General features: G+C 64.0%; 21 protein-coding genes and 1 pseudogene. 9 read left to right on the plus strand and 13 right to left on the minus strand.

The window, feature by feature from the left end:
• Positions 1-9: 9 nt before the first annotated feature.
• Complete coding sequence (locus PV760_RS01565; protein ID WP_026267031.1) at positions 10-771, minus strand: demethylmenaquinone methyltransferase; 762 nt, start codon at positions 769-771, stop codon at positions 10-12.
• Positions 772-862: 91 nt separating this feature from the next.
• Between PV760_RS01565 and PV760_RS01570 the strand changes: the two genes are divergently transcribed.
• From PV760_RS01570 to PV760_RS01585, 4 genes are all read left to right on the plus strand, one after another.
• Positions 863-2,212, plus strand: a complete 1,350-nt coding sequence (locus tag PV760_RS01570) for an isochorismate synthase (protein ID WP_064721524.1) — start codon at positions 863-865, stop codon at positions 2,210-2,212.
• 158 nt (positions 2,213-2,370) lie between these two features.
• Positions 2,371-3,168 (plus strand): ABC transporter substrate-binding protein, encoded by a 798-nt coding sequence (locus PV760_RS01575; protein WP_018776840.1) that lies wholly within the window; start codon positions 2,371-2,373, stop codon positions 3,166-3,168.
• Between the two features lie 94 nt (positions 3,169-3,262).
• Positions 3,263-4,054 carry an amino acid ABC transporter permease gene (locus PV760_RS01580; RefSeq protein WP_018776841.1) on the plus strand — a complete coding sequence of 264 codons (792 nt, stop codon included), beginning with the start codon at positions 3,263-3,265 and terminating at the stop codon, positions 4,052-4,054.
• 11 nt (positions 4,055-4,065) lie between these two features.
• Entirely contained in the window at positions 4,066-4,860 is a 795-nt protein-coding gene (locus PV760_RS01585; RefSeq protein ID WP_018776842.1) for an amino acid ABC transporter ATP-binding protein, read from the plus strand.
• A gap of 109 nt (positions 4,861-4,969) precedes the next feature.
• Here PV760_RS01585 and PV760_RS01590 read toward each other — a convergent pair whose 3' ends face one another.
• From PV760_RS01590 to PV760_RS01610, 5 genes are all read right to left on the minus strand, one after another.
• On the minus strand, positions 4,970-5,923 hold the full coding sequence (locus PV760_RS01590; RefSeq protein WP_354626981.1) for a hypothetical protein: 954 nt from the start codon (positions 5,921-5,923) through the stop codon (positions 4,970-4,972).
• Positions 5,924-6,075: 152 nt separating this feature from the next.
• Positions 6,076-7,776: a 2-succinyl-5-enolpyruvyl-6-hydroxy-3-cyclohexene-1-carboxylic-acid synthase gene (gene menD / locus PV760_RS01595; protein WP_354626982.1), complete on the minus strand. Its 1,701-nt coding sequence runs from the start codon at positions 7,774-7,776 to the stop codon at positions 6,076-6,078.
• 647 nt (positions 7,777-8,423) lie between these two features.
• Entirely contained in the window at positions 8,424-10,514 is a 2,091-nt protein-coding gene (locus PV760_RS01600) for a PhoX family protein (RefSeq protein WP_354626983.1), read from the minus strand.
• A 75-nt stretch (positions 10,515-10,589) separates the two neighbouring features.
• The gene (locus PV760_RS01605) at positions 10,590-11,609 is read right to left on the minus strand and encodes an o-succinylbenzoate synthase (protein WP_354626984.1); all 1,020 of its coding nucleotides are present in this window, start codon (positions 11,607-11,609) and stop codon (positions 10,590-10,592) included.
• Positions 11,610-11,669: 60 nt separating this feature from the next.
• A complete protein-coding gene (locus PV760_RS01610) occupies positions 11,670-12,263 on the minus strand; it encodes a hypothetical protein (protein ID WP_055971462.1) in 594 nt (197 codons plus the stop codon).
• Positions 12,264-12,366: 103 nt separating this feature from the next.
• Here PV760_RS01610 and PV760_RS01615 point away from each other — a divergent pair, with 103 nt between their 5' ends.
• From PV760_RS01615 to PV760_RS01625, 3 genes are all read left to right on the plus strand, one after another.
• Complete coding sequence (locus PV760_RS01615) at positions 12,367-12,996, plus strand: DUF2510 domain-containing protein (RefSeq protein ID WP_079580867.1); 630 nt, start codon at positions 12,367-12,369, stop codon at positions 12,994-12,996.
• Positions 12,993-13,130: a DUF2510 domain-containing protein gene (locus tag PV760_RS01620; RefSeq protein ID WP_354626985.1), complete on the plus strand. Its 138-nt coding sequence runs from the start codon at positions 12,993-12,995 to the stop codon at positions 13,128-13,130. The genes PV760_RS01615 and PV760_RS01620 overlap by 4 nt, the downstream gene beginning before the upstream one ends.
• A 246-nt stretch (positions 13,131-13,376) precedes the next feature.
• A complete protein-coding gene (locus PV760_RS01625; RefSeq protein ID WP_354626986.1) occupies positions 13,377-14,426 on the plus strand; it encodes a LacI family DNA-binding transcriptional regulator in 1,050 nt (349 codons plus the stop codon).
• Positions 14,427-14,531: 105 nt separating this feature from the next.
• Here the strand turns inward: PV760_RS01625 and PV760_RS01630 are convergent, their stop codons facing one another.
• Genes PV760_RS01630 through PV760_RS01645 form a run of 4 tightly spaced genes read right to left on the minus strand, consistent with a single transcriptional unit; the run spans position 14,532 to position 19,240 of the window.
• Positions 14,532-15,950 carry a glycoside hydrolase family 32 protein gene (locus PV760_RS01630; protein WP_193589889.1) on the minus strand — a complete coding sequence of 473 codons (1,419 nt, stop codon included), beginning with the start codon at positions 15,948-15,950 and terminating at the stop codon, positions 14,532-14,534.
• Positions 15,951-15,978: 28 nt separating this feature from the next.
• Complete coding sequence (locus PV760_RS01635; RefSeq protein WP_018776851.1) at positions 15,979-16,851, minus strand: carbohydrate ABC transporter permease; 873 nt, start codon at positions 16,849-16,851, stop codon at positions 15,979-15,981.
• 8 nt (positions 16,852-16,859) lie between these two features.
• A complete protein-coding gene (locus tag PV760_RS01640; RefSeq protein ID WP_082010223.1) occupies positions 16,860-17,825 on the minus strand; it encodes a carbohydrate ABC transporter permease in 966 nt (321 codons plus the stop codon).
• On the minus strand, positions 17,822-19,240 hold the full coding sequence (locus tag PV760_RS01645; RefSeq protein WP_018776853.1) for an ABC transporter substrate-binding protein: 1,419 nt from the start codon (positions 19,238-19,240) through the stop codon (positions 17,822-17,824). Before PV760_RS01645 ends, PV760_RS01640 begins: the two co-directional genes overlap by 4 nt.
• A gap of 154 nt (positions 19,241-19,394) precedes the next feature.
• Here PV760_RS01645 and PV760_RS01650 point away from each other — a divergent pair, with 154 nt between their 5' ends.
• Positions 19,395-20,306: a phosphatase PAP2 family protein gene (locus PV760_RS01650; RefSeq protein WP_354626987.1), complete on the plus strand. Its 912-nt coding sequence runs from the start codon at positions 19,395-19,397 to the stop codon at positions 20,304-20,306.
• A gap of 67 nt (positions 20,307-20,373) precedes the next feature.
• On the opposite strand, the gene PV760_RS01655 is transcribed toward PV760_RS01650, so the two are convergent.
• Positions 20,374-20,619, minus strand: coding sequence for a hypothetical protein (locus PV760_RS01655; RefSeq protein WP_018776855.1), 246 nt, complete (start codon positions 20,617-20,619; stop codon positions 20,374-20,376).
• Positions 20,620-20,827: 208 nt separating this feature from the next.
• Between PV760_RS01655 and PV760_RS01660 the strand changes: the two genes are divergently transcribed.
• A complete protein-coding gene (locus PV760_RS01660) occupies positions 20,828-22,165 on the plus strand; it encodes an acyltransferase family protein (protein ID WP_354626988.1) in 1,338 nt (445 codons plus the stop codon).
• Between the two features lie 91 nt (positions 22,166-22,256).
• On the opposite strand, the gene PV760_RS01665 is transcribed toward PV760_RS01660, so the two are convergent.
• Together PV760_RS01665 and PV760_RS01670 are read right to left on the minus strand one after the other, a co-directional pair.
• Entirely contained in the window at positions 22,257-23,474 is a 1,218-nt protein-coding gene (locus tag PV760_RS01665; RefSeq protein WP_354626989.1) for an MFS transporter, read from the minus strand.
• 140 nt (positions 23,475-23,614) lie between these two features.
• A pseudogene (locus tag PV760_RS01670) lies at positions 23,615-24,705 on the minus strand (cell wall anchor protein); the annotation flags it as partial.

Below are 24,705 nucleotides of genomic sequence, written 5' to 3' on the forward strand. Positions count from 1 at the left end.
AGTACGGAGCTAGCCGGCCTGGTGGCGCGGCTTGATTTGGCGTCGCAGCTTGGCAACGGGAACACTCTCGCGGTGCTCTGCGGGCTTCTGCGCACGGTGCACGGCAACAATGCCACCGCTGAGGTTGCGGTAGGTGATGTCGGTCCAGCCGGCATCGGCGAGCCACTGGGCCAGGTGGTCCTGGTCCGGCCAGGCGCGGATGGACTCAGCGAGGTACACGTAGGCATCCGGGTTTGACGACACCTTGGTGGCGATGGCCGGCAGGGCGCGCATCAGGTATTCGGTGTAGAGGTTGCGCCACAGGGGAACCACGGGGTGCGAGAACTCGGCAATGACCAGGCGGCCGCCGGGCTTGGTGACGCGCAGCATTTCCTCCAGGGCCTTGCGGGGTTCTACGACATTGCGCAGGCCAAAGGAAATGGTGGAGGCGTCAAAGCTGTTGTCCGCGAAGGGCAGGTTGGTGGCGTCACCGGCGATGAAGTCGATGTCCGGGCGGCGGCGCTTGCCCACTTTGAGCATGCCCAGGGAGAAGTCGCAGGCCACCACGTCCACGCCGGCGTCGGCGTAGGGTTCGCTGGAAGTGCCCGTTCCGGCGGCGAGGTCAAGGACCTTCTGACCCGCTTTCACATCCATGGCGTCCACCACGATCCGGCGCCAGCGCCGGGTCTGTCCCATGGACAGGACGTCATTGACGACGTCGTATTTTGGGGCGACATCATCAAACATCGTCGCAACTTCGTCCGGACGCTTTTCCAAGGATGCTCGGTTCACCCAGTAATTGTCTCAGACATTCAGCAGACTTTGCTTCGCTGTAGAAGTCGGCTCAGGTTCTGGTTGCGCGCGGGAGTACTGTTGTTCCATCATGACGAGCACGCTCCGCACCTTGACAGTCCCCCTCGATGTTGAATCATCCCCAGGGGGGCTGCCGTCGTTTCTGGTGCGGGACGACGTCCTTTGCTGGTCCCGGCGCGAGGCCGGCCTGGTGGGCTACGGCGAGCTGACCCGTTTCAACGCCACCGGCCCGGAGCGCTTCCTTGAGGCTGATATCTGGTGGCGGCACCTGATTCTTGAGGCAGAGATCACGGACCACGTTGAGCTCCCGGGCACGGGTCCCGTGGCTTTCGGCTCGTTTGCCTTCTCCAAAACATCCCCGCACGTGTCCCGCCTGATCCTCCCGGAATTGGTGGTCGGTATCCGCGACGGCCGCGGCTGGGCCACCCAATTGACGTTCGACGACGGCCCCCTCACCGAGGCCGGCGTGCTCGCCGCCGTGGAACGCTGGCTGACCGAACCCGACGGCAACGGCTCAGCGGCAGGAGGGTCCGACGTCGAACTCCCACCTGAGGCTGTTGCCGCCAACGGTTCGGCTGGCTACCTCAGCCATGGTTCCCTCAGCGAGGCGAACTGGATGAAGGCGGTTGCCGACGGCGTCGAGGAGATCCGCGCCGGCAAGCTGGAGAAGCTGGTTTTGGCGCGCGACGTCGTTGCCACCCTTCCCGCGGGCGTCAACGCTGCTGAGGTACTTCGCCAACTTGCCGCAAGGTACCGCGAATGCTGGACGTACGGTGTTGATGGCCTGGTGGGCGCGACCCCCGAGATGCTCATCCAGGTGGAGGGCCGCACTGCGCAAGCGCGGGTCCTGGCCGGGACGCTGGATCGCCGGGATGCGGACGGCATGGACGGCTCCCCCATGGAATATGCGGAGCGGGTCCTGGCCGGCTCGGAAAAGCAGCGCCACGAACACGAGATCGCCATTGATTCGCTGACCCGACAGCTGGCACCGTTCTCCGAGGCGATGAACTCCCATAGCGAGCCTTTCATCCTTGAGCTGCCCAACGTGTGGCACCTGGCGTCGGATGTGAAGGCGGAACTGGCCGATATCGAAGGTCACGTGCCGACGTGCCTGGCCTTGATCAACGCGTTGCACCCAACCGCTGCGGTGTGCGGAACCCCCACCCTGGTGGCCGGTGCGTTGATCCGGAAACTCGAACATCTGGACCGCGGCCCCTATGCCGGACCGGTCGGATGGCTGGACGCTGCAGGGAACGGCGAGTGGGGAATTGCGTTGCGCGGAGCCGTGATCGAGGACGCCAACACCGTGCGGCTTTATGCCGGGTGCGGCATCGTGGAGGGTTCGCAGCCGGAGGCTGAACTGGCCGAGACGTGGGCAAAGTTCCGGCCGATGCTTGAGGCTTTGGGAATCAAGCGCTGAATCTGGGATTCCAGACAGGACCTCGGCTCCGGTGGTTGATAAGTGCGTAAACTAGTTATCTAATAGTGAAACTTCGTTTCCTGTGATGCACATCTCATGTTCGGCGCTACACTAAAACCGACTCAGTTCAGCATCCACCGCAACAAAAGGTAAACAACATGCAGATCTCCCGTTCGGTTCTGTCCGGCACCAAGATTGCCGCCGTGCTCGCAGCCGGCGCACTGGCCCTCACCGCCTGCGGTGGTTCCTCCACTCCCGCAGCCTCGGATGGCTCGGGCTTGAAACTCATCAATGCCGGCAAGCTGACTGTCTGCTCGGATGTGCCCTACGAGCCCTTCGAATTCCAGAAGGACGGCAAGATTGTCGGCTTCGACATGGACATCGCTGCCGAGATCGCCAAGGACATCAAGGCAGAACTCAACGTGGTGGACAGCTCCTTCGAAGCCATCGAGACCGGCACTGCACTGACTGGGTGCGACGTCTCCATCTCCTCGATCTCCATCACTGACGTCCGCAAGAACGTCATGGACTTCTCCAACCCCTACCTCGATGACGACCTGACCCTGGTGGCCACCTCGTCCTCGGGCATTAACAACATTGACGGCGCCAAGGGCAAGAAGGTGGGTGTCCAGCAGGCAACCACCGGTGCCCAGTACGCCAAGGACAAGGGCATCGACGCGCAGCAGTTCGAGGACTCCGGCCTCCTGGTCCAGGCCCTCAAAGCCGGCACCATCGACGCAGCCATCGGCAACCAGTCCGTGCTGGGCTACGCCATCAAGGACGATTCCAACCTCAAGCGCGTCGAGGACTACGCGACGGGCGAGAAGCTGGGCATCGCCATCAAGAAGGGCAACACCGCCATGGCTGACGCCGTGAACGGCACCCTGAAGCGCATCACTGATGACGGCTCCCTGAAGAAGTTCCAGACCACCTGGTTCGGCGAAGCCACCAAGTAGTCCGAGCCCCGGCTCTCCCGAGATCCACGCAGGCGGGCCCCGAAACGATACGTTGTTTCGGGGCCCGGCTGCGCAACATGAATGTGAGAACACCATGGCAATGACTGCACGTCAACGAGCCAAAGTCAGTTTGTACGTCCAGGCCGGGATATTCGTTGTGGTCCTGGCCGCAGTAATCCTTGCTGTGGACTGGAAGACGATCGGCACCAGCGTCTTCAACTTCGCCAAAATCGGGCCGATGTTCCCGGATATCTTCCTGGTTGGCCTCAAGAACACCCTTATCTACACGGCGCTGGCCTTCGTGGTGGGCTTGTCGGGCGGCCTCCTGCTGGCCCTCATGAAGCTCTCTTCCTTCCCCCTGTACCGCTGGATCGCCACCGGGTACATCGAGTTCTTCCGCGGCGTCCCTGCCCTGCTGGTCTTCATCGCTTTCGGCTACGGTGTTCCCCTGGCTTTCGGTGTGCAGTGGGACGTCAACATCGTGGTCATGGTTTCCCTGGGCATGGTGGCGTCTGCGTACATCGCTGAAACCCTTCGCGCCGGTCTGCAAGCCGTGCCCAAGGGCCAGATGGAAGCAGCGCGTTCACTGGGTATGCCGCACTGGCGTGCGATGGTCTCGATCGTCATTCCCCAGGCCTTCAAGATCGTCCTCCCCCCGCTGACCAACGAGATCATCCTGCTCACCAAGGACTCCTCGCTGATCTACGTCCTGGGCCTCACGGCGTCCCAGTACGAGCTCACCAAGTTCGGCCGCGACGGCATCTCCAGCCTCGGCGCGGGCCTCACCCCCCTGCTCGTGGCAGGTGCTTTCTACTTGGTCATCACCATCCCCTTGAGCCTCCTTGCCAGGAAGTTCGAAAGCCGCTCCGCGCGGACCAAGCGATAGGCAGGACAGTCATGAATAACTCCACTGGGAGCACGGCCACCGTTCGCGCCGCCGGCGTCAACATCAAAGACCTGCGCAAGTCCTACGGCAGCAACGAGGTCCTCAAGGGCATCTCACTGACCGTGGAACCCGGCCAGGTTGTGTGCCTGATCGGACCATCAGGTTCGGGCAAGTCCACCCTTCTTCGCTGCGTCAACCTGCTGGAACACCCCAACGCCGGCACCATCAACGTGGGCGAGTTCGAAGCGACCGACCCCGACGTGGACCTCAACAAGATGCGCCAAAGCGTAGGCATGGTCTTCCAGCACTTCAACCTGTTCCCGCACCTCAGCGTGCTGGAGAACTGCACAATCTCGCAGATGAAAGTGCTCAAGCGCTCCAAGTCCGAAGCGGCCGACGTTGCGCGCCACAACCTTGAGCGCGTTGGCCTGGGACACTTGGCCGACCGTTTCCCGGACCAGCTTTCCGGTGGCCAGCAGCAGCGCGTAGCCATCGCCCGCGCTTTGTCCATGGATCCGAAGCTCATGCTCTTTGATGAGCCGACCTCTGCACTGGACCCTGAAACCGTGGGCGACGTCCTTGCGGTCATGCGGAAGCTGGCCCAGGAAGGCATGACCATGCTGGTGGTCACCCACGAGATGGGCTTTGCCCGCGAAGTGGCCGACCGCGTGGTCTTCATGGACGCCGGCGTTGTCGTGGAGGAAGGGCCGGCGGAGCACGTCATCAGCGCCCCCACCCAGCCGCGTACCAAGGAATTCCTGCGCCGCGTCCTTGACCCGACGCACATCGGCGTCGAGGAAGCGTAGCTTTTCGCTGGCGCCGCTGGCGCCGCCGGCGCCGCGCATATTGATTGGCGCCACAGAAACGGGAGGGCGACACCCACATTTGGGTGTCGCCCTCCCGTTTCCGGTTCGCCTACGAATTTGGGTGGCCTGCAGAAGCACGACGACGGCGGGGAACCCCGGTTGACTCAAGCACGCGTTCCAGCTTGCTCACCGTCAGGTCGCTCCACACGAGCCGGAACACTCTTCGGCCGGTGGCGCGTATGGCGTCTTCGCGGGCCTTTTCTTCGATCACGACCTGGGAAGGCGTACGTCCCTGCAAGTACTCCGGCTTCATGTACTTTTCGCGGCCGTCGAATTCTCCAACCAACCCAAGCCCCTCCCAGTAGTAGTCCGTGTACACCGTTCCCCTTGAGGTGTTCACCGCATACTGCAGCAAAGGAGTCTCGAATCCTAGGACGTGCATCAAGCCTCGGGCATAGGATTCGCCGGGTGAACCGGAGTTCCCGGCACCAAACTTTACTGCCGCTGTGATTCGCCTGACCGCTGCTTTGGAGTAAGTCCCGCTGATGCCGTCCAAGAGTTGCTCCTTGGTTACAGGCTGGGAGTTTCGCTTTCTGTTCAGCAGGAAATCCACCGGGACAACGGCCTCGGCAAACGGAACCGACGCACCGATGTCCAGTACGGTCCGAATCCTGTCTGTGACCAGGAAGCCGTTGACTTCCTGGGCCCGCTCGCTTCCTGCGGCTACAAAGTGGCGTCTCACCCCCGCACGCGAACGGCCTCCTCCGGTGTAAGTCGTCAGGGCATGAACAGGCTGGTGGCGCAGGATAGTGGGGATTCCGTGAATCGACGCCGCCGAGTGGTGCGAGAAGATGGTCGGAGCCGCTAAGCACTCGGCTGCCGCTTCTACGTTCAGGGCGTACCGTTCCCAGCTCTCCAGCTTTTGCCATTGAGGGGCATCGACGTAGACACCGTGCCTGATGCGAACGAGCTTTCCGGCCTTCGCATCCATGGACAATGGCCTGGAATTGCCTCCGAGGATGGACAGGTCCTTGGCGAGAATGAGTTTGGGTAGCCTTCGCATTCCAACAGTCTTCGTGGGCCGCTTCTGCGGCACGAGGGCAGAGTTGGCCTATGTGGACAACCCACCGCTCGCCACGCAAACTGCCGAGTGCCCGGAAAACGGACTGACGACACCCAAATTTGGGTGGCCCCCGTCAGTGTCTGTGGCCTGCCTCAGTTTCCGCGGCCCACGGCGGCGTTGATGGCTTCCTTGATCCGGGCATGGAGTCCACGCAGACCCGCCCGGTCCACGCGTACCTCCACGATGGTGCGACCCTTCAAGGGCGACTTGAGTGCGTCGGCGAGTTCCGCCGTCGTACTTACTGCTTGGTGCCCGACGCCGTACGCCGCCGCGAGTGCCGCGATGTCCACTGAGTGCGGGGTACCGAAGAGGCGTTCGACGGCGGTGCCGTAGGCGCCTGAGTCTTCCACGGCGCCGTGTTCGAGGAGTGCGAAGATGGCGCCACCGGAGTCGTTGAGCACCACGATGCGGAGGTCGGGCACCGGCTCACCGTGGCCCAGGAGCAGGCCCCCGGCGTCGTGCAGGAAGGTGACATCGCCCAGGAGGACGGTGGTTTCGCGCCCACTGCCAAGTGCGATTCCGGTAGCTGTGGCGATGGTGCCGTCGATGCCGGCGAGGCCACGGTTGGCGTACACGGTGGCGATCGGGCCCTGATGCGGTTGTCCGGCGAGGTCCACGTCGCGGATGCCGTTGGATGAGCCGAGGACGAGTTGGCCGCGGGAGTGTTCCCAAACGGCGGCTCCTACGGACGGGCCGTTGGCAAGGCTCTCCGCCGCGAGCACGCCGTCCAGTGCATGTTGGGCCGCGGCGCCGGCGAGAAGCCAGGTATCGAGCCATTCAGCCGGGCCGCGGCCGGCGAAAGCGGCCAGTTCCGGGAGGGTTTCGATGGGCGTTTCGCGGCGTCGGCCAGCGTCGTACCAAGCGACCGGGACAGGCTGGTAGATCGCAGATGACACCGATTCGCGGGCCAGGAGTGCTGCAACGGGGCGGGACAGGGTGGCCCGGCCGAAAAGGACAACGCGCTCGATGGGAGCGGGTGAACCGGGACCAAAGTGCTCCAGCAGCACGCGATACGGACCAACGGCATTGGGGCCGAAGCGGGCGTTCGAGGACGGCTCTGCCAGCAAGGGAAGGCCGTGAGCCCGGGCGAAGGCCTCCGCCACCGGTCCGGCATCATGGCCAGCGAGGACCACGGTCCGTCGCTCGGCAAGTTCGCTGGATGCTGCCGGAAGCTCCAAAGCCCGCGGTCCGGCGTCGTAATGGAACACGCCGTGTCCCTGCGTATCCGGCAGGGCATCCCCGGTCTCGGGCGTCAGCGGATCGCGGAAGGCGATGTTCACCTGGACCGGACCTGGCGGCGTGTCCTCCAACGCACCGGTGGCTGCATACAGCGCAGTGGCGACTGCCTTCTGCGGGTTGTCCCCCGCGGCGACGTCGACGGCGAAGCGCACGTGGTCGCCGAAAAGGTCCAGTTGGATGGTGGTTTGGTTCGCCCCGGTACCGTGCAGTTCCTCGGGACGGTCGGCGGAAATGACCACCACGGGAACGGCCGAGTGGTTGGCCTCCATCACAGCGGGAAGGAGGTTCCCCACGGCTGTGCCCGAGGTAGTCAGGACCGCGACCGGGGCTTCCGTGGAGAGCGCCAGGCCCAGGGCGGTGAAGCCGGCGTCCCGCTCGTCGATCCGGACATGAAGTCGGACCCGCCCCGCGGCTTCTGCCTCGGCGAGGGCGTAGGCCATGGGCGCCGACCGCGAACCGGGGGCCACCACCGCGTGCCGCACGCCGCCGTCGAGCAATGCAGTAACGGCGATCCGGGCGGCGGCGATGGAAGTCAGAGAGTCCTGTGAAGTCACCGCTCCAGTCTATTGGGGGCTGCAGTCCCCCATCGCTCGCTCACATCCCGGCCCCTTCACACACACCCCCACTCACAACCCGGCCCCTTCACCCACACCCCCACTCACAACCCGGCCCCTTCACACACACCCCCACTCACAACCCGGCCCCTTCACCCACACCCTCACTCACATTCCAGGTGCTTCCCACCAAACGCTTGCTCACTCCCCGCGCCCTTCCTACCAAACGCTTGCTCACGCCCCGCGCCCTTCCCACCAACCCTCACTCACAACCCGTGCGCTTCCCCCACACCCTCACTCACAACCCGTGCGCTTCCCCCAAACGCTTGCTCACGCCCCGGGTGTTTGGCGGGACCATCGTTGACGTCCCAATGGGACTGTCGGAATAGCGATGGATCCGTGGTTGTCGGGAACCATGAGCAAGCGTCCGAACCAACCCGAGGAACATGACCGAGCGTCGGGATCAAACCCAAGGGATGTGAGCAAGCGTCCGAACCAAACCCGAGGGATGTGAGCAAGCGTCCGAACCAAACCCAAGGGATGTGAGCAAGCGTCGGGATCAAACCCGCGGGACGTGAGCAAGCGTTTGGGGGGTGCAGAAACGCTCCCCCACCTCCAGGAGGTAAGGGAGCGTTTCGGGGTTTCAGTTACTTGCGGAACACCTGCACGATCGAAGGGCGGGGTGCCCGAACCGCGCCGGCAGCCGGGGTGGCCCCGGCCGGAACATAGTCCGGGAAGTATGAGTGGGGCGCGTCGAACGTGCCTTCCTCACCCGGGTGCTGGACCGCGACAAACACGGTGCGCTCTTCGTCGTGGACGATCGGGCCACACGTTTCGGCGTCGCGGGGAACGGCCAGGAACTGCTCTACCTTGCCGCGCTCCGGGCCTTCCAAAGTGACCTTGAACAAACCATCGTTGTAGCCGATGGTGGACGGGGCGCCGTCGGTGGAAATCCAAAGGTTGCCGACGGAGTCGAACGCTACGTTATCCGGGCAGGAAATCGGCGACACCTTGTTGGCCGGGAATCCGGAGAAGTACGTGGAGTTGTTCTTGGCGGGATCACCGGCCACGAGCAGCAGGGTCCAGTTGAACTTGGTGCCGGTCTGCTCCTTGCCTTCGGTGATCTCGACGATGTGGCCATCCCGGTTGAGGGTGCGCGGGTTGACCTCGGTCGCCCCTTCCTTGCCTGCCTTGCCGCGGTCCGAGTTGTTGGTGCAGGCCACGTAGACCTTGCCGGTGCGCAGGTTGGGCTGAACGTCTTCGCAACGGTCCATTTTGGTGGGGCCGACTTTGTCAGCTGCCAGTCGCGTGTACACCAAAACTTCCGCCACGGACATGCCGGGAACTGCTGAGGTGCCGCCGACAACCAAGGGCAACCATTCGCCCGAACCATCGAAGGCTCCGTCGGCGGGGACCTTGCCGGTGCCATCAATCTCGGCCGCAGGCGAGTCGCCCGTGAAGCGGGCGACATACAGGTCTCCTTCGGAGAGCAGGCTCATGTTGTTCTTGCGTGCTGCCTTGGAGTCACCAGCTTGGTACTTGCCCTTGGAGACAAACTTGTAGAGGTAGTCGAAGCGCTCGTCGTCGCCCATGTAGGCAACAACGCGGCCGTCCGGAGCAAGAATGACGTTGGCGCCCTCGTGCTTGAAGCGGCCCATGGCGGAGTGCTTCCTCGGCGTGGAGGTTGGGTCGAACGGATCAACTTCCACGATCCAGCCGAAGCGGTTGCTTTCGTTCGCGTAGCCGGAGCTGCGGGTGTCGAAGCGCGGCTCGTCGAGCTCCCACTGGCGGGTGGTTGGCTTCGAGGACAGGCCGTAGCGCTTGTCTGCGTCGCTGGTTCCAGGTGTCGCAAAGTAGCCGTTGAAGTTTTCCTCGCCGGAGAGGATGGTGCCCCACGGCGTGGTGCCACCGGAGCAGTTGCCCAGGGTGCCCTTGATCCAGCGGCCCGCGGGATCATCGATGGTCTTGACGAGGTTGGTACCGGCGGCGGGACCGGTCAGTTCGTACACAGTGTCGGTGAGGAAGCGCCGGTTCAGGGCAGCACCCTGGACGTAGTTCCACGGCTTGTTCTTGTTCTTGCGCTCGAGCTCCACGACGGCCAGGCCGTGGGCGGCCCGGCCGATGGCACGGGCTTCTGCTGCGTCGAAGCCGACCGGCAGCATGATGTTCTCGTTCGTGTACTCGTGGTTGGTGAAGAGAACGGCACGGCGGTCCTTGGAGCCCGGGATCGGCAGGATGTCCGTGTAGTCGTTGTTGTAACCAAACTGACGGGCCTGGGCGGCAGCTGTCTGTTTGGTGATATCGAAAGCCGGTGAGTCGGCGAACAGCGGGTCTCCCCATCGGATGATGGGGTTCCAGCCGAAGCCCTCGGGAACGGTGAAAGCGTCGACGGCGGCGTCGACCGGCTTGATGGCCGTGAACTGAAGCTTGGACTTCTCGAAGCCCTTCTTGGCCGCGTTGGACAGTCCGTTGCCCGAATCGGCGACTGCAGAGTCAGCACCGGTTACGGCACCACCAAGAACGACGGCGAGCGCACCTGCCGCGCCGAGGCCCAGGGCTGCGCGGCGGGACATGGCCGTGGAGGCGATGTCGCGGAAGTAGCCGTTGGCGCTGGTGTTGCAGACATCGCCGGCACAGGCGTTGTCACACTTGAGTGCGCAGGTTACGGCGCTGCGCTTGCCTTTGGTGTGGCCGAGCATGGGGAGCAGCGGAAACGTGCGTCCGGTGGTTTCAGACATGGGGGACCTTCCAGAGTGTGTACGAGGTTCCCGCTGAGCCTTTCAGCGGAATCCAAAGCTGAGAGGTCCCTCCGGTTAAGACCCGGTGAACAAACGGTACTGGTTCCCGGCAACGACGGAGTGGACGCGTCGCAGGCGGTCCAGCCACCAGTCCCGGCGCTCCGCCGAAGCTGCGTACTGCTCAAGCAGCCGGGTATCCGCGGCCGTGTCCCGCAAGCGGATGGCGCCGTCGTCGGCCACCAGGGGATCCACGGTGATGTCCGACGCGAACAGCGAAACGGTGCCCAAACCGCAGGCGTACGGCAGCGACGGGAGGGCAGCCGCGAGGGCAAGGCCCGCCCGGATACCTACGGAGGTGTCGAGTGCGGAACTGACGACGGCGGGCAGCCCGGCTTGCTGGACAATGTCCAAGGCGCGGCGTACTCCTCCGAGTGGGGCAACCTTGACCACGATGAGGTCGGCGGCGCCGGCCCGTGCCACGCGCAGGGGATCATCTTCCTTGCGAACACTCTCGTCCGCGGCGATGAGGACCGGTGTTCCCGCCGAAGAAAGCCTGCGGCGGACTTCCGCCAGGCCGTCAATGGTCGGCACGGGTTGTTCTGCATACTCCAAGCCGACAGCTGATAGCTTCCCCAGCGCGTCCACTGCCTGGTCCACGTCCCAGCCCCCGTTGGCGTCCACCCGGATGGCGGCATCGGGAAGGGCCTCGCGCACGGCAACTACCCGCGCCAGGTCATCGGCGAGTTGCTGTCCTTTTTCAGCGACTTTGATCTTGACTGCATCTACGCGACCGAACCGGGCGAGTACCTCCGGGACGCGGTCAGCCGAAACCGCCGGGACCGTGGCGTTCACCGGTATTGCGTCCCGCAACGCTTCCGGGAACCCAAGCCAGCCCGCTTCCAAGGCGGCCGCCAACCAGCGGGAGGATTCGTCGTCGTCGTATTCCGGGAAAGGGCAGAACTCTCCCCAGCCGAGGGGTCCGCGCAACAGCAGGGTCTCGCGCTCCATGATGCCGCGGAACTTCACGCGCATGGGCAACGAGACGACGTAGGCGGAATCGAGAAGTTCTTGGAGATCAGGAAGGCGAACAGGCATAGTGCCACTGTACCGGCGGCCTTTTCTGCCCAGGACAAACGGAACGGGCTATGTGGACAACTACTCCGACCAGTACCCGCGCACTTCTTCCCGTGCCGTTGCCAAACGTTCACCGGGCACTGTCAAGGTGCTTTCGGCCAGCCCTTGGTTATCCCACTTTGCAACGATTTTCAGCTCCCCCTCTGCAGGCAACGGCCACAGCCAATACCGTGCAGAGCCTTCTGCCTGCTGATCCCCGGCACTGCCGCCGGCACCTCCCCATTCCACGAGAACCGGCCCCGTAACCTCTTCGGAACCTTCGAACATGGATGGCCTTGTTGCCCCGGCAAACGCCTTGCGCCCGTCCGGGAGCCCTGCCCCGATCATGATTCCCGGCAGCCCGGGTCGCTGGAAGCTCCGTTCCATGACGTCCCGCCACTCCTGGTCGGATTCGTTTGAGCGCCGAACACACCATACGAGGTCCAAGAGGCATCCCGTAGAGAAGACTTCCACCATTTTCAGCGCCACCACCGCGTTGGCACCGCGGAGTACAAAGCCGCCGGGGGACACTACACCGGGCAGTTCGCCCGACGGCGGCCCCGACCATTCCGGCTGAGCCGGCTGTGTCAGGGGTTGCCGGACAGGGGGCTCGGGGAGGTCGTCAAAGAAGCTCATTATTCATGCTTACACCGCCACATAACCTCTGGGGAAGGTCGCCTGATAACCGAGAGACGGCAACCGCGATATTCTCGAAGTCACAACACAACGTGGGGGAAACATGACTCAATCAATGCCCGGTTCCACAACTCCTGCCGGCTGGTACCCCGACCCTTCGGACCCGAGGTTCGTGCGCTGGTGGGACGGCACTGCGTGGACTGCCCAGCAGGCTCCGCGCACCATGCAGTACCAGGCGCCGGTTCCTCAGCCACGTCCGCAGATAAGTGCGCAAACTCCTGTGTACAACCCTTTTATTTGGGTCATCACGTTCCTGCCGCTTGTCTCGGTCATTTTCATGCTGACCTGGCAGCCGGAATTCAGGATGATCACCACCCGGCAGGGCGTCACTACCGTTGATCCCTTCTCCATTTACACCCCGGCGTATTTCCTGCTCATGGGGTCGGGCTTCGTCTCCTACGGACTGTCGGTGTTCTTCGCGTACCTGGACCGTCAGCGCCTGCTGAAGTCCGGCGTCGAGCGTCCTTTCCACTGGGCTTGGGCGTTCCTCAATTCCGTTGTTTACGTGATTGGCCGTTCGGTCATCGTCAATAAGGTCGCCCCCAAGAGAGGCTTGTGGCCGATCTGGGCAACCATTGCCGTGTTTGTGATCAGCTTGGTGGTGTCGGGCATCTGGATGTCCAACTTCATGCAGTCGATGTACAACCAGTTCGGATACTCGGTCACCACGTGACGGCGCCGGGATGCTATCCCGACCCGGCTGATCCCCGCTGTTTGCGCTGGTGGAACGGCACCGGTTGGACGGACCGCGTGCGACCGCCCGCATTCCAACCGACGCCCATTGCTTGGCAAGGACCAGGGCGTTGAGAACCCTTTCATCCGGCTCATCGCCTGCCTGCCTTTCGGCGTGGGCGCCATGATGCTGACGTGGAGTGTGGAGGTCCGTCCGTACATTAACAGCAGCGGCTATACCTCCATCGATCCCGGCTACGTCTTCTCAAATCGCTCTCTTTCATGCAGGCTGTGTTCTCAGAACTGGGCTACCCGACCTGACAGACCGCACCCTCACACGCGTTAGGTAGACTGCTGAGTAACCGGCAGGAGAGGAAGCCCATGAACCGCAAGGCCACCGCACTGGACGTCGCCAAGAGGGCGGGGGTTTCCAGGAGCGCGGTCTCGCTGGTGCTCAACGGGCGCGGTGACGGGAACGTGGCCAAGGAGAGCCAGGACCGCATCCGACAGGCCGCCAAGGAGCTGAACTACTCCCCCAACGCCATCGCGCTGAGCCTCCGGAACCAGCGGTCCAGGGTTATCGGCATCCTGTCCGACGAAGTAGTGGTGAGCCCGTTCGACGGCAACATCATCGGCGGGGCGGACGACATCGCCCGCAGCCGTGGATTCGTAACTCTCGTCATGGACACCGAGCGCGACACTGCCCGGGATGCGAGCGCAATCGAGACGCTTCTGGACCGGCAGGTGGACGGCCTCATGTACGTCACTGTCGGCCTGAAACCGATCGAGATCCCGCAGGGGATGCTCCGCATTCCGTCCGTGCTGGCCAACTGCTACGACGAACATCCGCAACCGCAGCTCCACCACGTCATTCCCGACGAGATCACCGGCGGCAGGGAGGCCACGGAGCATCTGCTGCAATGGGGGCACCGGGACATCGCGCTGCTCGCCGGCTCCGAGGATTCTCCCGCAGCACCGCTCCGCGTCCAGGGATACCGGGATGCCCACGCCTTGGCCGGAGTTCCGTTCCGCGACGAGCGGGTCTTCATGGCGGGATGGGACATCGATGCCGGTTACCACGGCGCCATGAAACTGCTCGACGGCGTGTCCCCGGCCGATCGCCCGACGGCCATCATGTGCGCAAATGACCGCTTGGCTGTCGGCGTCGCCCTCGCCGCGGCCCGTTTGGGCCTGAGTGTCCCCCGGGACTTGTCCATCATGGGCTACGACGACGAAGCCCGCATCGCGGACACCATGGTCCCTGCCCTCACCACCATGGCCCTGCCGTTGCGTGAAATCGGCCGCGCGGCCATGACCACCCTGCTGGACACCATCGAGAGCGGTGAAGGCACGACGGCGGCACGCACCATGGAGACGATGGTCCCCTGCCGCTTGGTGGTGCGTGAGTCGACCGGCCCGGCACCTCACTGAGCTGAACAATGAGGCCCGTGCATTGCTGGGCCCAACAATGCGGGGCCCGATCTGCGCCCCAAAAGACAGGGATAGACCGCAGACCGGGCCCCGCAATGTGAAGGATTACTCGGCGGGCAGCGCCAACTCCCAGACGTCGGCAGTCGCGCCGTCGGGGAGGTTGAGGGACCAGCCCTCCCCCGGAGCCGGGTAGGCCCGGAGGGTGGTGGCCACGGTCCCGGACTGGTACACCTCCACCAGGGATGCATCAATGAAGATCCGCAACTCCCCGGCCAAGGGACCTGCGTAGACCACCTGTGCGTTATCCCCTGAACCAAGGACCAACTGCACGGCCCCCAAAGACCCGGCCCCGGCCCCCGAAGACCCAGACCCGGCCACGGCACCCCGGACCAGCACCTCGGCGAACCCCGGAAGCGCCACGGATCCGGCAGCACCGGAAGCCACGGCAGTGCCCCGGTAAGCCTCAACCTCGGGCGCAGGAGTGATTGCCAGCGCGCCGTCAACCACCGACACAACGCGGGGATGCGTCAGGACACCCGACCACCCGGCGTCGTCGATTTCTTCCTGGGTGCGGCCGCGCCGGCCGTCGCGTCCGGGGCCTTCGTTGGCCCATCCCCACAAGAGAGCCGCAGGCGCAGAATCTGCGGAACCGTACTGGAGCTGCATGATCTGCGGAGCGTAGAAGTCCCGGCCGAGATCGGACTTGCCGCCGGACACGGGCGCGAAAACGGGCAAACCGGTGTCGGGGTCCGAGGTCATGGAACCGATCAGGTGGCCCACGCCGTTCGCATGCTCGTGGTCGTCCCCGGAGAGCCACAGCGAGAACATCATGACCCATGCGGAACCACCCGAAGATGCGGGTACCTGCACCAGTTGCGGGCATTCCCAGATCTCAGCCGGTGTGTGGACAGCCGCTACGGGGTCAGCCGTGGTCAGCCAAATCCCCTGGTACTTCCAGTCGTCCAGGGACTCCACCGTGTAGAGCAGCAAGGCGGCGCGACCGTCGGCCAGTCCGGCTCCCTGCATGGCGTAGCGTGCACCGTTGAAGTGGAAGATAAACGGGTCGCGGACGGCGGTAACCAGCGGGTCGGAAGGCATGGACACGGCAACGTGCCCGTCCTGCTCCCACGTGACCAGATCCGAGGAGCCGCGCGCGATCACAACCTGCGAATGCCCTCCGTGGTCCTGAACGCCCGAGTAGGCTGCGGTGGGCACTCCGTCGTCGGAAGTCACCACGCCGGTCCAGCACCCGGCGGAGTCCGGTCCATCGGCCTGGGGAACGAGTGCAACCGGGTGCTCTTCCCAGCGGACCAAGTCCGGAGAGCTGACGTGCCCCCACTGGATCTGCTGGTGCCGGGCGGAGTCCGGGTTGTACTGGAAGAACACGTGGTAGCGGCCGTTGATGTAGCTGACGCCGTTGGGGTCGTTGATCCAGCCCTGCGCCGGCCGCGGGTGGAAGCGAGGGAACGCCGCATCCGGATGTGTCGTAGCTGAGGAGAGAGAGTCAAGGGCAAGGTCCGTCAACGGAACACCTTTCAGAGTGAGTGGGAAACTACTTGCCCGTGCCTGCGGTGAGCCCGTCCTGCAGCGCGCGCTGGCCGAACATGAACACCACCAGCGCGGGAATCATGGAGAGGACAACACCGGCAAGGACCACTGAAATGCTTCCGGTGCCGAGGTTGCCTTGGAGCGACACCAGTCCCAGCGGCAGGGTGAAGTTCTGCTCGGAGATGGTCATGATGAGGGGCCTGAAGAACTCGTTCCAGTGGAAGTTGAACGCCAGGATGCCCACGATCGCCAGGCCGGGCATGGCCAGCGGCGCGTAGACGGAGCGGAAGGTCCGCCATGGCGAGGCTCCGTCGATGGCTGCCGCTTCAGCGAGCTCACCCGGCAACCCCATGAAGTATTGGCGCATCAGGAAGGTGCCGAACGCCGTCGGGATGGCCGGAATAATCAGCGCCAGCAAGGTGTCGGAGAGACCTACTCCACGGATCAGCATGAAGACCGGCACGATCGTCACCTGCGCGGGCACCATCATGGTGGCCAGCACGATGGAGAAGAGGGCGCCGCGTCCCCGGAATTTCAGGTGTGCGAACGCGTAGCCTGCCAGGGCGGCTGTGATCATCTGCCCGACGGCGATCAGCCCGGTCACCAGGGCACTGTTCACTACCAGGGCCACGATGTTGAGCTGTTTGAACACTTGCTCGTAGGAGGTCAGGTCCGGGTTCAGCGGCAGGAATGCGGGCGGCAGTTTGAAGGATTCCGACGGCGGCCGCAGCGAGGTGGACAGCGTCCACAGCACGGGGCCCAGGACGAAGACGGACGCGATCAGCAAGACGACGACGCGGACGGCCACTGACCAATCGCGCTTCTTCCGCGTGACGACAGGCTCCGTGGTGGTGACACGTTCTTGAATGGTTGTCATGGCGGGCCTTACTGGTAGAAGACGAATCGTTTGCTGAGCCGGAACTGCGCGGCGGTGATGGCCATGATGATGAGCGTGAGGATCACGCCGATCGCCGAAGCCTGGCCGAACTCGAGGCGTTGGAACGCGGACTCGAAGATCACCATCACTGCTGTGCGCGTTGAGTCGCCGGGCCCGCCGCGGGTGAGGACGTAGGGCTGGTCGAACACTTGGAGTGCGTTGATGATGGCCATGACCGAGGCCACCAGGGTGGTGGGGCTCAGCAGGGGCAGGGTGACGAACCAGTGCTTGCGCCAGCCCGTCGCGCCGTCAATGGAGGCGGCCTCGTACGTCTCCACGGGAATGGAAGCCAGCCCGCCGATGAACAGCAGGAACGAGAACCCGAAGTTCTGCCACACGTACACAAGGATCACGACGGCGGCCGACCCGCCTGGCGTCGTCAGCCAAGGCACCGCGGGGATGCCGACGATGGACAGCAACCAGTTCACGACGCCGAACTGCTCGTTGAAGAGGTAGCGCATGAAGATCGACACCGAGGCCGCGGACAGGATCAGCGGGAAGAAGAATGCAGAGCGGAAGAACACCCGCAGCCAGGCCGGGAGCTTCTCCTGCACCATGATCGCCAGGCCGAGCGCCAGTCCCAGCTGGAGCGCCACCGCCACCACCACGAACACGATGGTGTTCAGGAACGAGACCCGGACGGTGGGGTCCTGGACTACCTCGGCAAAGTTGTCGAAGCCAACGAACGTCGGCGCGGAGATGATGTCCCAGCGGAAGAAGGCTAGCGCGATCGAAGCGACGATCGGGAGCAGGGTGAAGATGCCCATGCCCGCGATGGTCGGGGCCAGGAAGGCCCACGGCAGCCAGCGCTGCTGCACACGGCCGCGCTTGGTCCCCTGTGCGTTCTTACGGGCCGCTTGCCGGCGGCCCGGCTCACTTCCCGTCCCCGTGGAGGTACTGGTTGCGGTACTCATGGCTGCCTCCTCAGGGCCAGTTCAAGGTCGCGCTGCATGGAGTTGAGAGCGTCCTTGAGTTGGCGCTCGTCGCCGCTGACAGCCAGGCTTACGTTTTTCATCAGGGCGGTCTCGACGGCGGCCTGCTGGGGTGGCGCCGGAATGGGACCTGTGGTGGGGAACTTGTCCAAGGTGTCGTAGAAGACCTTCCAGTTCCGTGGACCGGTTCCTGCATAGAGCTGCTCATTGACCATGGATCGGCGGGCGGGGGTGGTGTTTGGTGTGGGGAACACGATCCGCATGGCCTCCAGGCTGGAGCTGAACTTCACCCATTCCCAGGCTGCGTCCTTGTCCTTGGCGGTCTTCATGATCGCGTAGCCTGCCGTGCCGAACTGGTGCCGCTGTGTCCGCCATTTCGGGAAGAACTGGACATCGAATTCGTCCTCTGTCATCCCCGCTTCATGGAGGCCTTGGACCCAATAGCCGCCTGCCGGCGTCGTACCTATCCTGTTGGAGGCGAAGAGGCCGATCAGCGCGCTGCCGCCGCCTTCCTCGGGCCGGACGCCAAGGCCGTCCTTGACCAGTCCACGGAGGTAGTCGAAGGATTCGAAGACCCGGGGATCGTCGGCGTTGGGTTCCAGCCACTGGTAGCCGCCAGAGCGGAGGCCGCGCGAGGGGTCGTTGGCGTAGAAGCCGTCCCACAGCCATTCGCCGCCCGCGGATTTGGTTTCCTTGAGGAAGCTGGTGTCGTTGGCGTAGAGCCATGGCACCACGCCGCCGAACAGGCGGTTGGTCCAGTAGTACGGTGTGAAGTCCTTGGGGTTGGCCTTCTTCATGGCCGCGAGGGTGGCCCGGAAGTCGGTGTGGGTCCAGTCGTCGGCCGGCCTGTCCAGCCCGGCCTGCCGGAGCGCGGTGGTGTTGTAGTACATGTTGGCCGCGTTCCAGTCGATGGGAAGCTGGAACAGGCTGCCTTTGTACATGAACGCTTCCACCAGGCTGGGGTGGACGTCCGCGAAGTACTCCTTCATGTGGTCGGCATCCCGGCGAAGGTACTCGTCAAGCGGGTGTGCCAACTTCTCGGCGAACAGCTGGGCGCCTTCGGTTGCGACGTAGACGACGTCCGGCGGAGTGCCTGCTGCCACCATGGTGAGGATCTTGGTGAAGAAGTCCTTCCAGTCCACTGCCTGGATGGCCTGGACCTTGACCTTGATTTCCGGGTGGACCTTCGCGAAGGCGTCGATGACCTTCTGGCGGGCTGCGGCGTCTGCGGCGGTGCCCATGATGGCGATGCTGAGGCTGTTGTCGCCCCGGCCTGGGATATCGGCCCCGGTCAGGCGCGGCCACGATGCCGCAGTGACTCCAACGATCCCGGCGCCGAGGGCTGTGAGGGCACTTCTACGTGTGAATTCGCGCAAAGCCCCATTGGTTCCCGACATGTAGATTTCCTTCCCTAACACGTGTTAGGAAGCGTATGACGAGTGCCTAACACGTGTCAAGTGTCACAGGAATGTTGCTTGTGTCTCACTAACCCCGCAACGCGCGGGAGGAGCTCACATGAGGCGTCCAGCGAATTGTGGCAGTCTAGTCAGAATGAGTTCCCAGCAATTCCGCACCAGCGGGAGGCCGAGCAAACGGCCGCTTCCAGCACGCGACGCAGGCGCAGGCACAGGCTTCCTCTTCTGCCTGGCCACGGCCGCAAGCATCGTGGGCCTCGTCGCGACGTACTACTTCTTTGTGCGCACCACGCCTGGACAGTTCATCGACGAGTCGGCACTGGTCGAAGCGACGGCCCTTAGCGGAACCGCCGGCCGCGCCTCCACGGAATTCCTGGACATGCTCCCCATGCTCTCGCTGGCAATAGCCACCATCATGGTGCTCTTCGTAACGGTGGCGCGCCGCCGCTGGAAGGCCGCGGGGATCGCCGTGGCTGCATGCGTCGCCGCCAACCTGGCCACCCAAATCCTCAAATTCTTCATCCCCGACCGGCCCGACCGCGGTGTGCAGACACTGGAACTGAACTCGCTCCCGTCAGGGCACACCACCTTGGCCGCCTCCGCCGCGGCAGCCGTCTTCCTCATGGTGTCCCCACGCTGGCGTCCACTGGCTGGTTTCCTCGGAAGCACCTTCGCGGTGGCTACCGGAGTCTCCACCCTCATCAACCAATGGCACCGCCCCGCCGACGTCATCGCCGCGTTCCTGGTGGTGGGCGCAGTAATGCTGCCGGCGGGATGGCTGGTCCTACGGACAGGCAGCACATGGAACGTATGGAAGGGCTACGGCGAGCATTGGGCCGCCTCCCGGATCTGGGTCTGGCTCACCGTCGCCGCATTGCTGGCCGCCTTGATGGTGGCCGCCTATTCATTGCTCCAGGTGATGCCCGGACTCAGCACCGACAGCACCATCGACTACTTCTGGGCGGGCACGGCCTTCATCGTGATCGCCGGATATCTTTCAGCGCTCGGCGGTACATGGCTGTTCGGCTTGGCGGCCCGCAAGGCCTGACCCCCGTAAGGCCTAAAGCCCCCCGTAAGGCTTAAAACCCGACGACGGCGCCCGCCCACCGAACGGCTCAGCCCTCGACAGCTTCGCTGCGGGTCCGGTGGGCCTGTTCCCGGATGAAGGCGCGGTCCTCATCCGTAAGCACCGTGCCCCCGTGCCCGTCTACGGCACCGTCCTCACCCGTCTGCCCCTTGATGATTGCCGTGACTGTCCGCGGCACGATGACACTGCCGGGATTGTTGATGAGCCATTGCTGCGTTTCGGAAGAAAGCTGATTCCAAAATTCCCTGATGTGCATAGTGATCAGCGCTGCCATTCTTGATTGGTGGGATGTGGCGGGACCCTCAATGCACTGCCTCAAAATCGGGAAATTGGCCGGGCCCTCCCATCAAGGCTACGCCCGGCAGCGGCAATACTAACCCGGTAAGACGCAACGTTTCCGCGAATGACGTCGACGGATGTGACCGCATGCGATAGAGTTAGTCCATTCGATGGACAAACAGCGGTTAACTCCAGGAGCTCCCATGTCTTCCACTCTTAAGCACGGCCCTCGCGGTCTCAATCCGGCCGCCCCTGCCTCACGCGACCTGGTGGTCGACTTCATCCGGGTTGCCTGCATGTTCGCCGTGGTGGCCGTGCACCTGCTCATGATGGGCATCAGCGTGGACGAATCCGGCATCGGCGTCGGCAATCCGCTGACTTCCCTGAGCTGGTTTGCTCAAGGCACATGGTTCGGCCAGGTCATGCCGCTCTTCTTCATCGTCGGCGGTTTCGCCTCCTTGACCTCGTGGCGGAGCCTGCGCCGCAAGGGAGGCGATGCCGGCGACTACCTAAGGAACCGTGTGCTGCGCCTGGTTCGTCCTACGGTTGCGTTGTACGCGTTCCTCGCCATTGCGCTCTGGATTGCGACGGCGGCCGGCGTCCCGGGCGATCTGCTCACCGTGATCGCCGCAGGAGCAGGAGTACAGCTGTGGTTCCTTGCCGCCTACCTGATCTGCCAGGCCATGGTCCCCACCATGGCCAAGCTCCACGAAGCCGCGCCCTACCGGACCATCGCCGCGTTGGCCGCGGGCGCCGTCGTCGTCGATGTCCTCCGCCTGGGCCTGGAGCACAATCCCTGGGGTTTCGACTCCAACCCGATCGGGCTGCTGAACATGGTGTTCGTTTGGGGACTGCTGCAGCAGCTTGGCTTCTTCTACGCCGACGGGTTCTTCGACCGCTTTGCGCGCTGGCAGCTGGTTCTGGCTGCCGTCGGTTGCTACGCGGCGATGGTTCTGCTCACCCACGCAGGCCCGTACCCGGTGGATATGCTGACCAACCAGAACCCGCCCATGTTTCCGCTGATCCTTGTGGGCCTGGCGCATGTGCTGCTGGTCAAGGCTGCGTACCCGGCCCTGCAGCGCTGCGTGCATCGTGGCTGGGTGCAGAAAGTGATGTTCGTTGTGGGCAGCCGGGCCATGACCATCTACCTGTGGCACCTGCCGTTGATCATTGCCATGTTCGGGATCGCATTGCAGCTGCGGCTTCCGTTCCCTGAGCCTGCGGGCTTGGATTGGTGGCTCAGCCGTCCCCTCTTCTATGTGGCAGCGTGGGCCCTGGTGCTGCTGGCCTCCATGCCGCTGGTCCGGCTGGAACTTGCAAGCACTGCCCTGGCCCCGGGTGCGTCGAGGCCGGCGATGTGGCGGATCATCACTGCCACTGTTCTGGCTGTCATTCCGCCCTTTGTGGTGATGCGGACGGCCCTCGACACAGCGAACGCGACGTGGGGGCTGGTGCTGCTGGTGATCGCTGTGGCATTGGTGACGGGCAAGGTGCCAGACCGGACGTGGAAGCGTCCGCTCGCGGGACGCGTGGCTTCCTGACCTACTTTGGGGCGGGATCGGCGCTGAAACAACCTAATGGGGTTGATTTGAGGCGAGGACACGATAAAAGTTGGTAGCGAAGGCTCGCGCTTCAGTAGTTGCGGCGGTGCTTCAGCCTCGGAATTGCGACGGCGAACACCGCTGCCGCTGCGAAGCCAAGTATTCCTGTGGCCCAGATGCCGGCCGAGAGCGAGACCGCAGCAGTCAGCCCCGATAGCAGCACAGGTCCCCCGGTGGCGCCGGAGTCCGCGATGAAACGCCAGATTCCCAGGAAATGGCTCCGCCCGTTGTCCGGCGAGAAGTCTGCGCCCAGCGTCATGATCAATCCGGAACTGATGCCATTGCCGAAGCCGATCAGCAGTGCAACCAGGAGCAACGGGACAAAACCAGCCGTGAACGGGATCAGGATCAGTGCCGACCCCATGATCACCGTGGACGGTATCGCCACCCATTGCCGGCCCTTCCTGTCCATGAGCTTTCCCGCCGGGTAGAAGACCAGCATGTCGATCGCTCCGGACAAGCCGAACAGCAGTGAAGCATGGGTGGCGTCGAGGCCCAGATGGTCGGCCCACAGTGGGATGACTACCTGGCGCGAAGCCCGCAGTGCGCTCAGCAGCAGGATGCCGAAACCGGCGCTCAGGAACACCCCCGCGTGCGACACCGCTACGCTCCGCAGCGTCGACGCCGGAGGGCGCGGACCGCCGTCGGATGTGTCGGGGGCGACCAAATCCGGGATGGTGAGCGACAAGGCAGCCGCCGCCATCATTCCCGCGAACCCCACCCAGTACGCACCGCTGATGCCCGCGAACTGCATCACGCCGGCACCAATGAACGGTCCAATGAAGATGCCGATCCTGGTGACACCGCCCAGAGTGGACAGCGCCCGGGCGCGGAAGATGACCGGCACGGCCTCGGTGAGGTACTTCTGCCGGGCAAGGTTGAAGACACTTGCGGACATGCCCACCAACGTCATGGACGCCGCCAGCAACCAGAGTCCGTGCTCCACCTGCGGGGCAAAAGCCGCAGCGCCCAAGGCCATGGCTCCCAAGGCACCGGCGCCAACTATGGACCATCGTTCACCAAACTTCTCGGTGATGATCGACGCCGGAATGTTGAAGATCCACGAGCCGAGCCCAATGAGCGTCACGATCAACGCCGACACAGCAACCGAAGCGCCCAGCTCCCGGGCCGAGAGCGCAATGACCGGCAGGACCGCCCCCTCGCCTATACAGAACAGCAGAGCGGGCCCGAAGGCCGGAAGCGCAATGCTGCGAAGGCTGAAGTTCTTGTCTGCTTGGGTGGTGGTCATCCCTTTCATCCTAGAACTCGTCAAGAGCCTCACTGACCGCGCACCCTGCCTTGGGTGCGCCAACGGGTGCGGCGCAGTTGTTGCGGCTCCGAAGACCGGAGCCGCAACAACTACATGCGAAGCGGAATTACCACTCGGCCCTAGCTGCGGATGGCTGCTGCCTTCCGACGGCCAAGGGCGGTCAGGACCAGGCCCATCACGAGCAACGCTCCTGCCCAGAGTGCGAAGCTGCCGTCCAGTCCCGTAGCGGCCAGGGTTTTGGCATTTCCGACGGCTGTGGAAGCTGCCGCAGTCACCGAACCTTTGGTGCCAACAGCCGAGTGGACGCTGCCTGCGGTCACGATACTTCCGCCAGCGAGGCTTCCGGTCACGGCGCCGGCAACGGGCTCGTCAACGCCAGGTTCTCCGCCCGTCGAGGGGCTTCCGGTGATCGGGGACTCGGCCGGCGGAGTATCAACCGGAGGAGTGACTACCGGAGGAGCAACAACCGGCGGGGTGACTACCGGCGGGGTAACAACCGGAGGGGTAACAACCGGAGGGGTAACAACGGGAGGTGTGACGTTACCGGCAGAACCGCCACCGATGCCTACTGAAGTCGAGCCAATGGTTACGGGAGCGGTGATCGGAACGATCACCTGGGTGCCTGCAAGGAGTCCGTCGGATCCTGACGTGCTGGCACCCGGCGTGGTGCCGGTCGTGCCGCCGGTGGAGCCGTTGGAACCGGACGTGGCTGACGAATCACCCAGCACGCCAGCAGAGGTTGAACCAACGCTCACCGGAGCAGTGATCGGAACAATCACCTGCGTCCCCGAACCAATACCCTCGGACCCGGACGTCGAAGCACCCGAACCAGCAGGAGCCGAACCACCCGTGGAACCACTGGTACCGCCGGTGGTGGCTGACGAGTCACCCAGCACGCCAGCAGAGGTTGAACCGAGGCTGATCGGAGCCGTAATCGGAGCAACAACCTGCGTCCCCGAACCAACGCCCTCGGACCCGGACGTCGAAGCACCCGAAGCGGCAGGAGCCGAACCACCCGTGGAGCCGCTGGTGCCGCCGGTGGTGGCTGACGAGTCACCCAGCACGCCAGCAGAGGTTGAACCAACGCTCACCGGAGCAGTAATCGGAGCAACAACCTGCGTCCCCGAACCAATGCCCTCGGACCCGGACGTCGAAGCACCCGAAGCGGCAGGAGCCGAACCACCCGTGGAGCCGCTGGTGCCGCCGGTGG

It is taken from the genome of Paenarthrobacter sp. CC6 (genome assembly GCF_040560085.1).
Lineage (GTDB): Bacteria > Actinomycetota > Actinomycetes > Actinomycetales > Micrococcaceae > Arthrobacter > Arthrobacter nicotinovorans.

Excerpts from the sequence above, each read along its gene's own strand:
- PV760_RS01575 (WP_018776840.1), top strand. The coding sequence starts at position 2,371 with ATGCAGATCTCCCGTTCGGTTCTGTCCGGCACCAAGATTGCCGCCGTG.
- PV760_RS01610 (WP_055971462.1), bottom strand. The coding sequence starts at position 12,263 with ATGAGCTTCTTTGACGACCTCCCCGAGCCCCCTGTCCGGCAACCCCTG.
- PV760_RS01570 (WP_064721524.1), top strand. The coding sequence starts at position 863 with ATGACGAGCACGCTCCGCACCTTGACAGTCCCCCTCGATGTTGAATCA.
- PV760_RS01590 (WP_354626981.1), bottom strand. The coding sequence starts at position 5,923 with ATGCGAAGGCTACCCAAACTCATTCTCGCCAAGGACCTGTCCATCCTC.
- PV760_RS01660 (WP_354626988.1), top strand. The coding sequence starts at position 20,828 with ATGTCTTCCACTCTTAAGCACGGCCCTCGCGGTCTCAATCCGGCCGCC.
- PV760_RS01585 (WP_018776842.1), top strand. The coding sequence starts at position 4,066 with ATGAATAACTCCACTGGGAGCACGGCCACCGTTCGCGCCGCCGGCGTC.
- PV760_RS01580 (WP_018776841.1), top strand. The coding sequence starts at position 3,263 with ATGGCAATGACTGCACGTCAACGAGCCAAAGTCAGTTTGTACGTCCAG.
- PV760_RS01655 (WP_018776855.1), bottom strand. The coding sequence starts at position 20,619 with ATGGCAGCGCTGATCACTATGCACATCAGGGAATTTTGGAATCAGCTT.
- PV760_RS01645 (WP_018776853.1), bottom strand. The coding sequence starts at position 19,240 with ATGTCGGGAACCAATGGGGCTTTGCGCGAATTCACACGTAGAAGTGCC.
- PV760_RS01600 (WP_354626983.1), bottom strand. The coding sequence starts at position 10,514 with ATGTCTGAAACCACCGGACGCACGTTTCCGCTGCTCCCCATGCTCGGC.
- PV760_RS01635 (WP_018776851.1), bottom strand. The coding sequence starts at position 16,851 with ATGACAACCATTCAAGAACGTGTCACCACCACGGAGCCTGTCGTCACG.
- PV760_RS01625 (WP_354626986.1), top strand. The coding sequence starts at position 13,377 with ATGAACCGCAAGGCCACCGCACTGGACGTCGCCAAGAGGGCGGGGGTT.
- PV760_RS01605 (WP_354626984.1), bottom strand. The coding sequence starts at position 11,609 with ATGCCTGTTCGCCTTCCTGATCTCCAAGAACTTCTCGATTCCGCCTAC.
- PV760_RS01650 (WP_354626987.1), top strand. The coding sequence starts at position 19,395 with ATGAGTTCCCAGCAATTCCGCACCAGCGGGAGGCCGAGCAAACGGCCG.
- PV760_RS01665 (WP_354626989.1), bottom strand. The coding sequence starts at position 23,474 with ATGACCACCACCCAAGCAGACAAGAACTTCAGCCTTCGCAGCATTGCG.
- PV760_RS01615 (WP_079580867.1), top strand. The coding sequence starts at position 12,367 with ATGACTCAATCAATGCCCGGTTCCACAACTCCTGCCGGCTGGTACCCC.
- PV760_RS01640 (WP_082010223.1), bottom strand. The coding sequence starts at position 17,825 with ATGAGTACCGCAACCAGTACCTCCACGGGGACGGGAAGTGAGCCGGGC.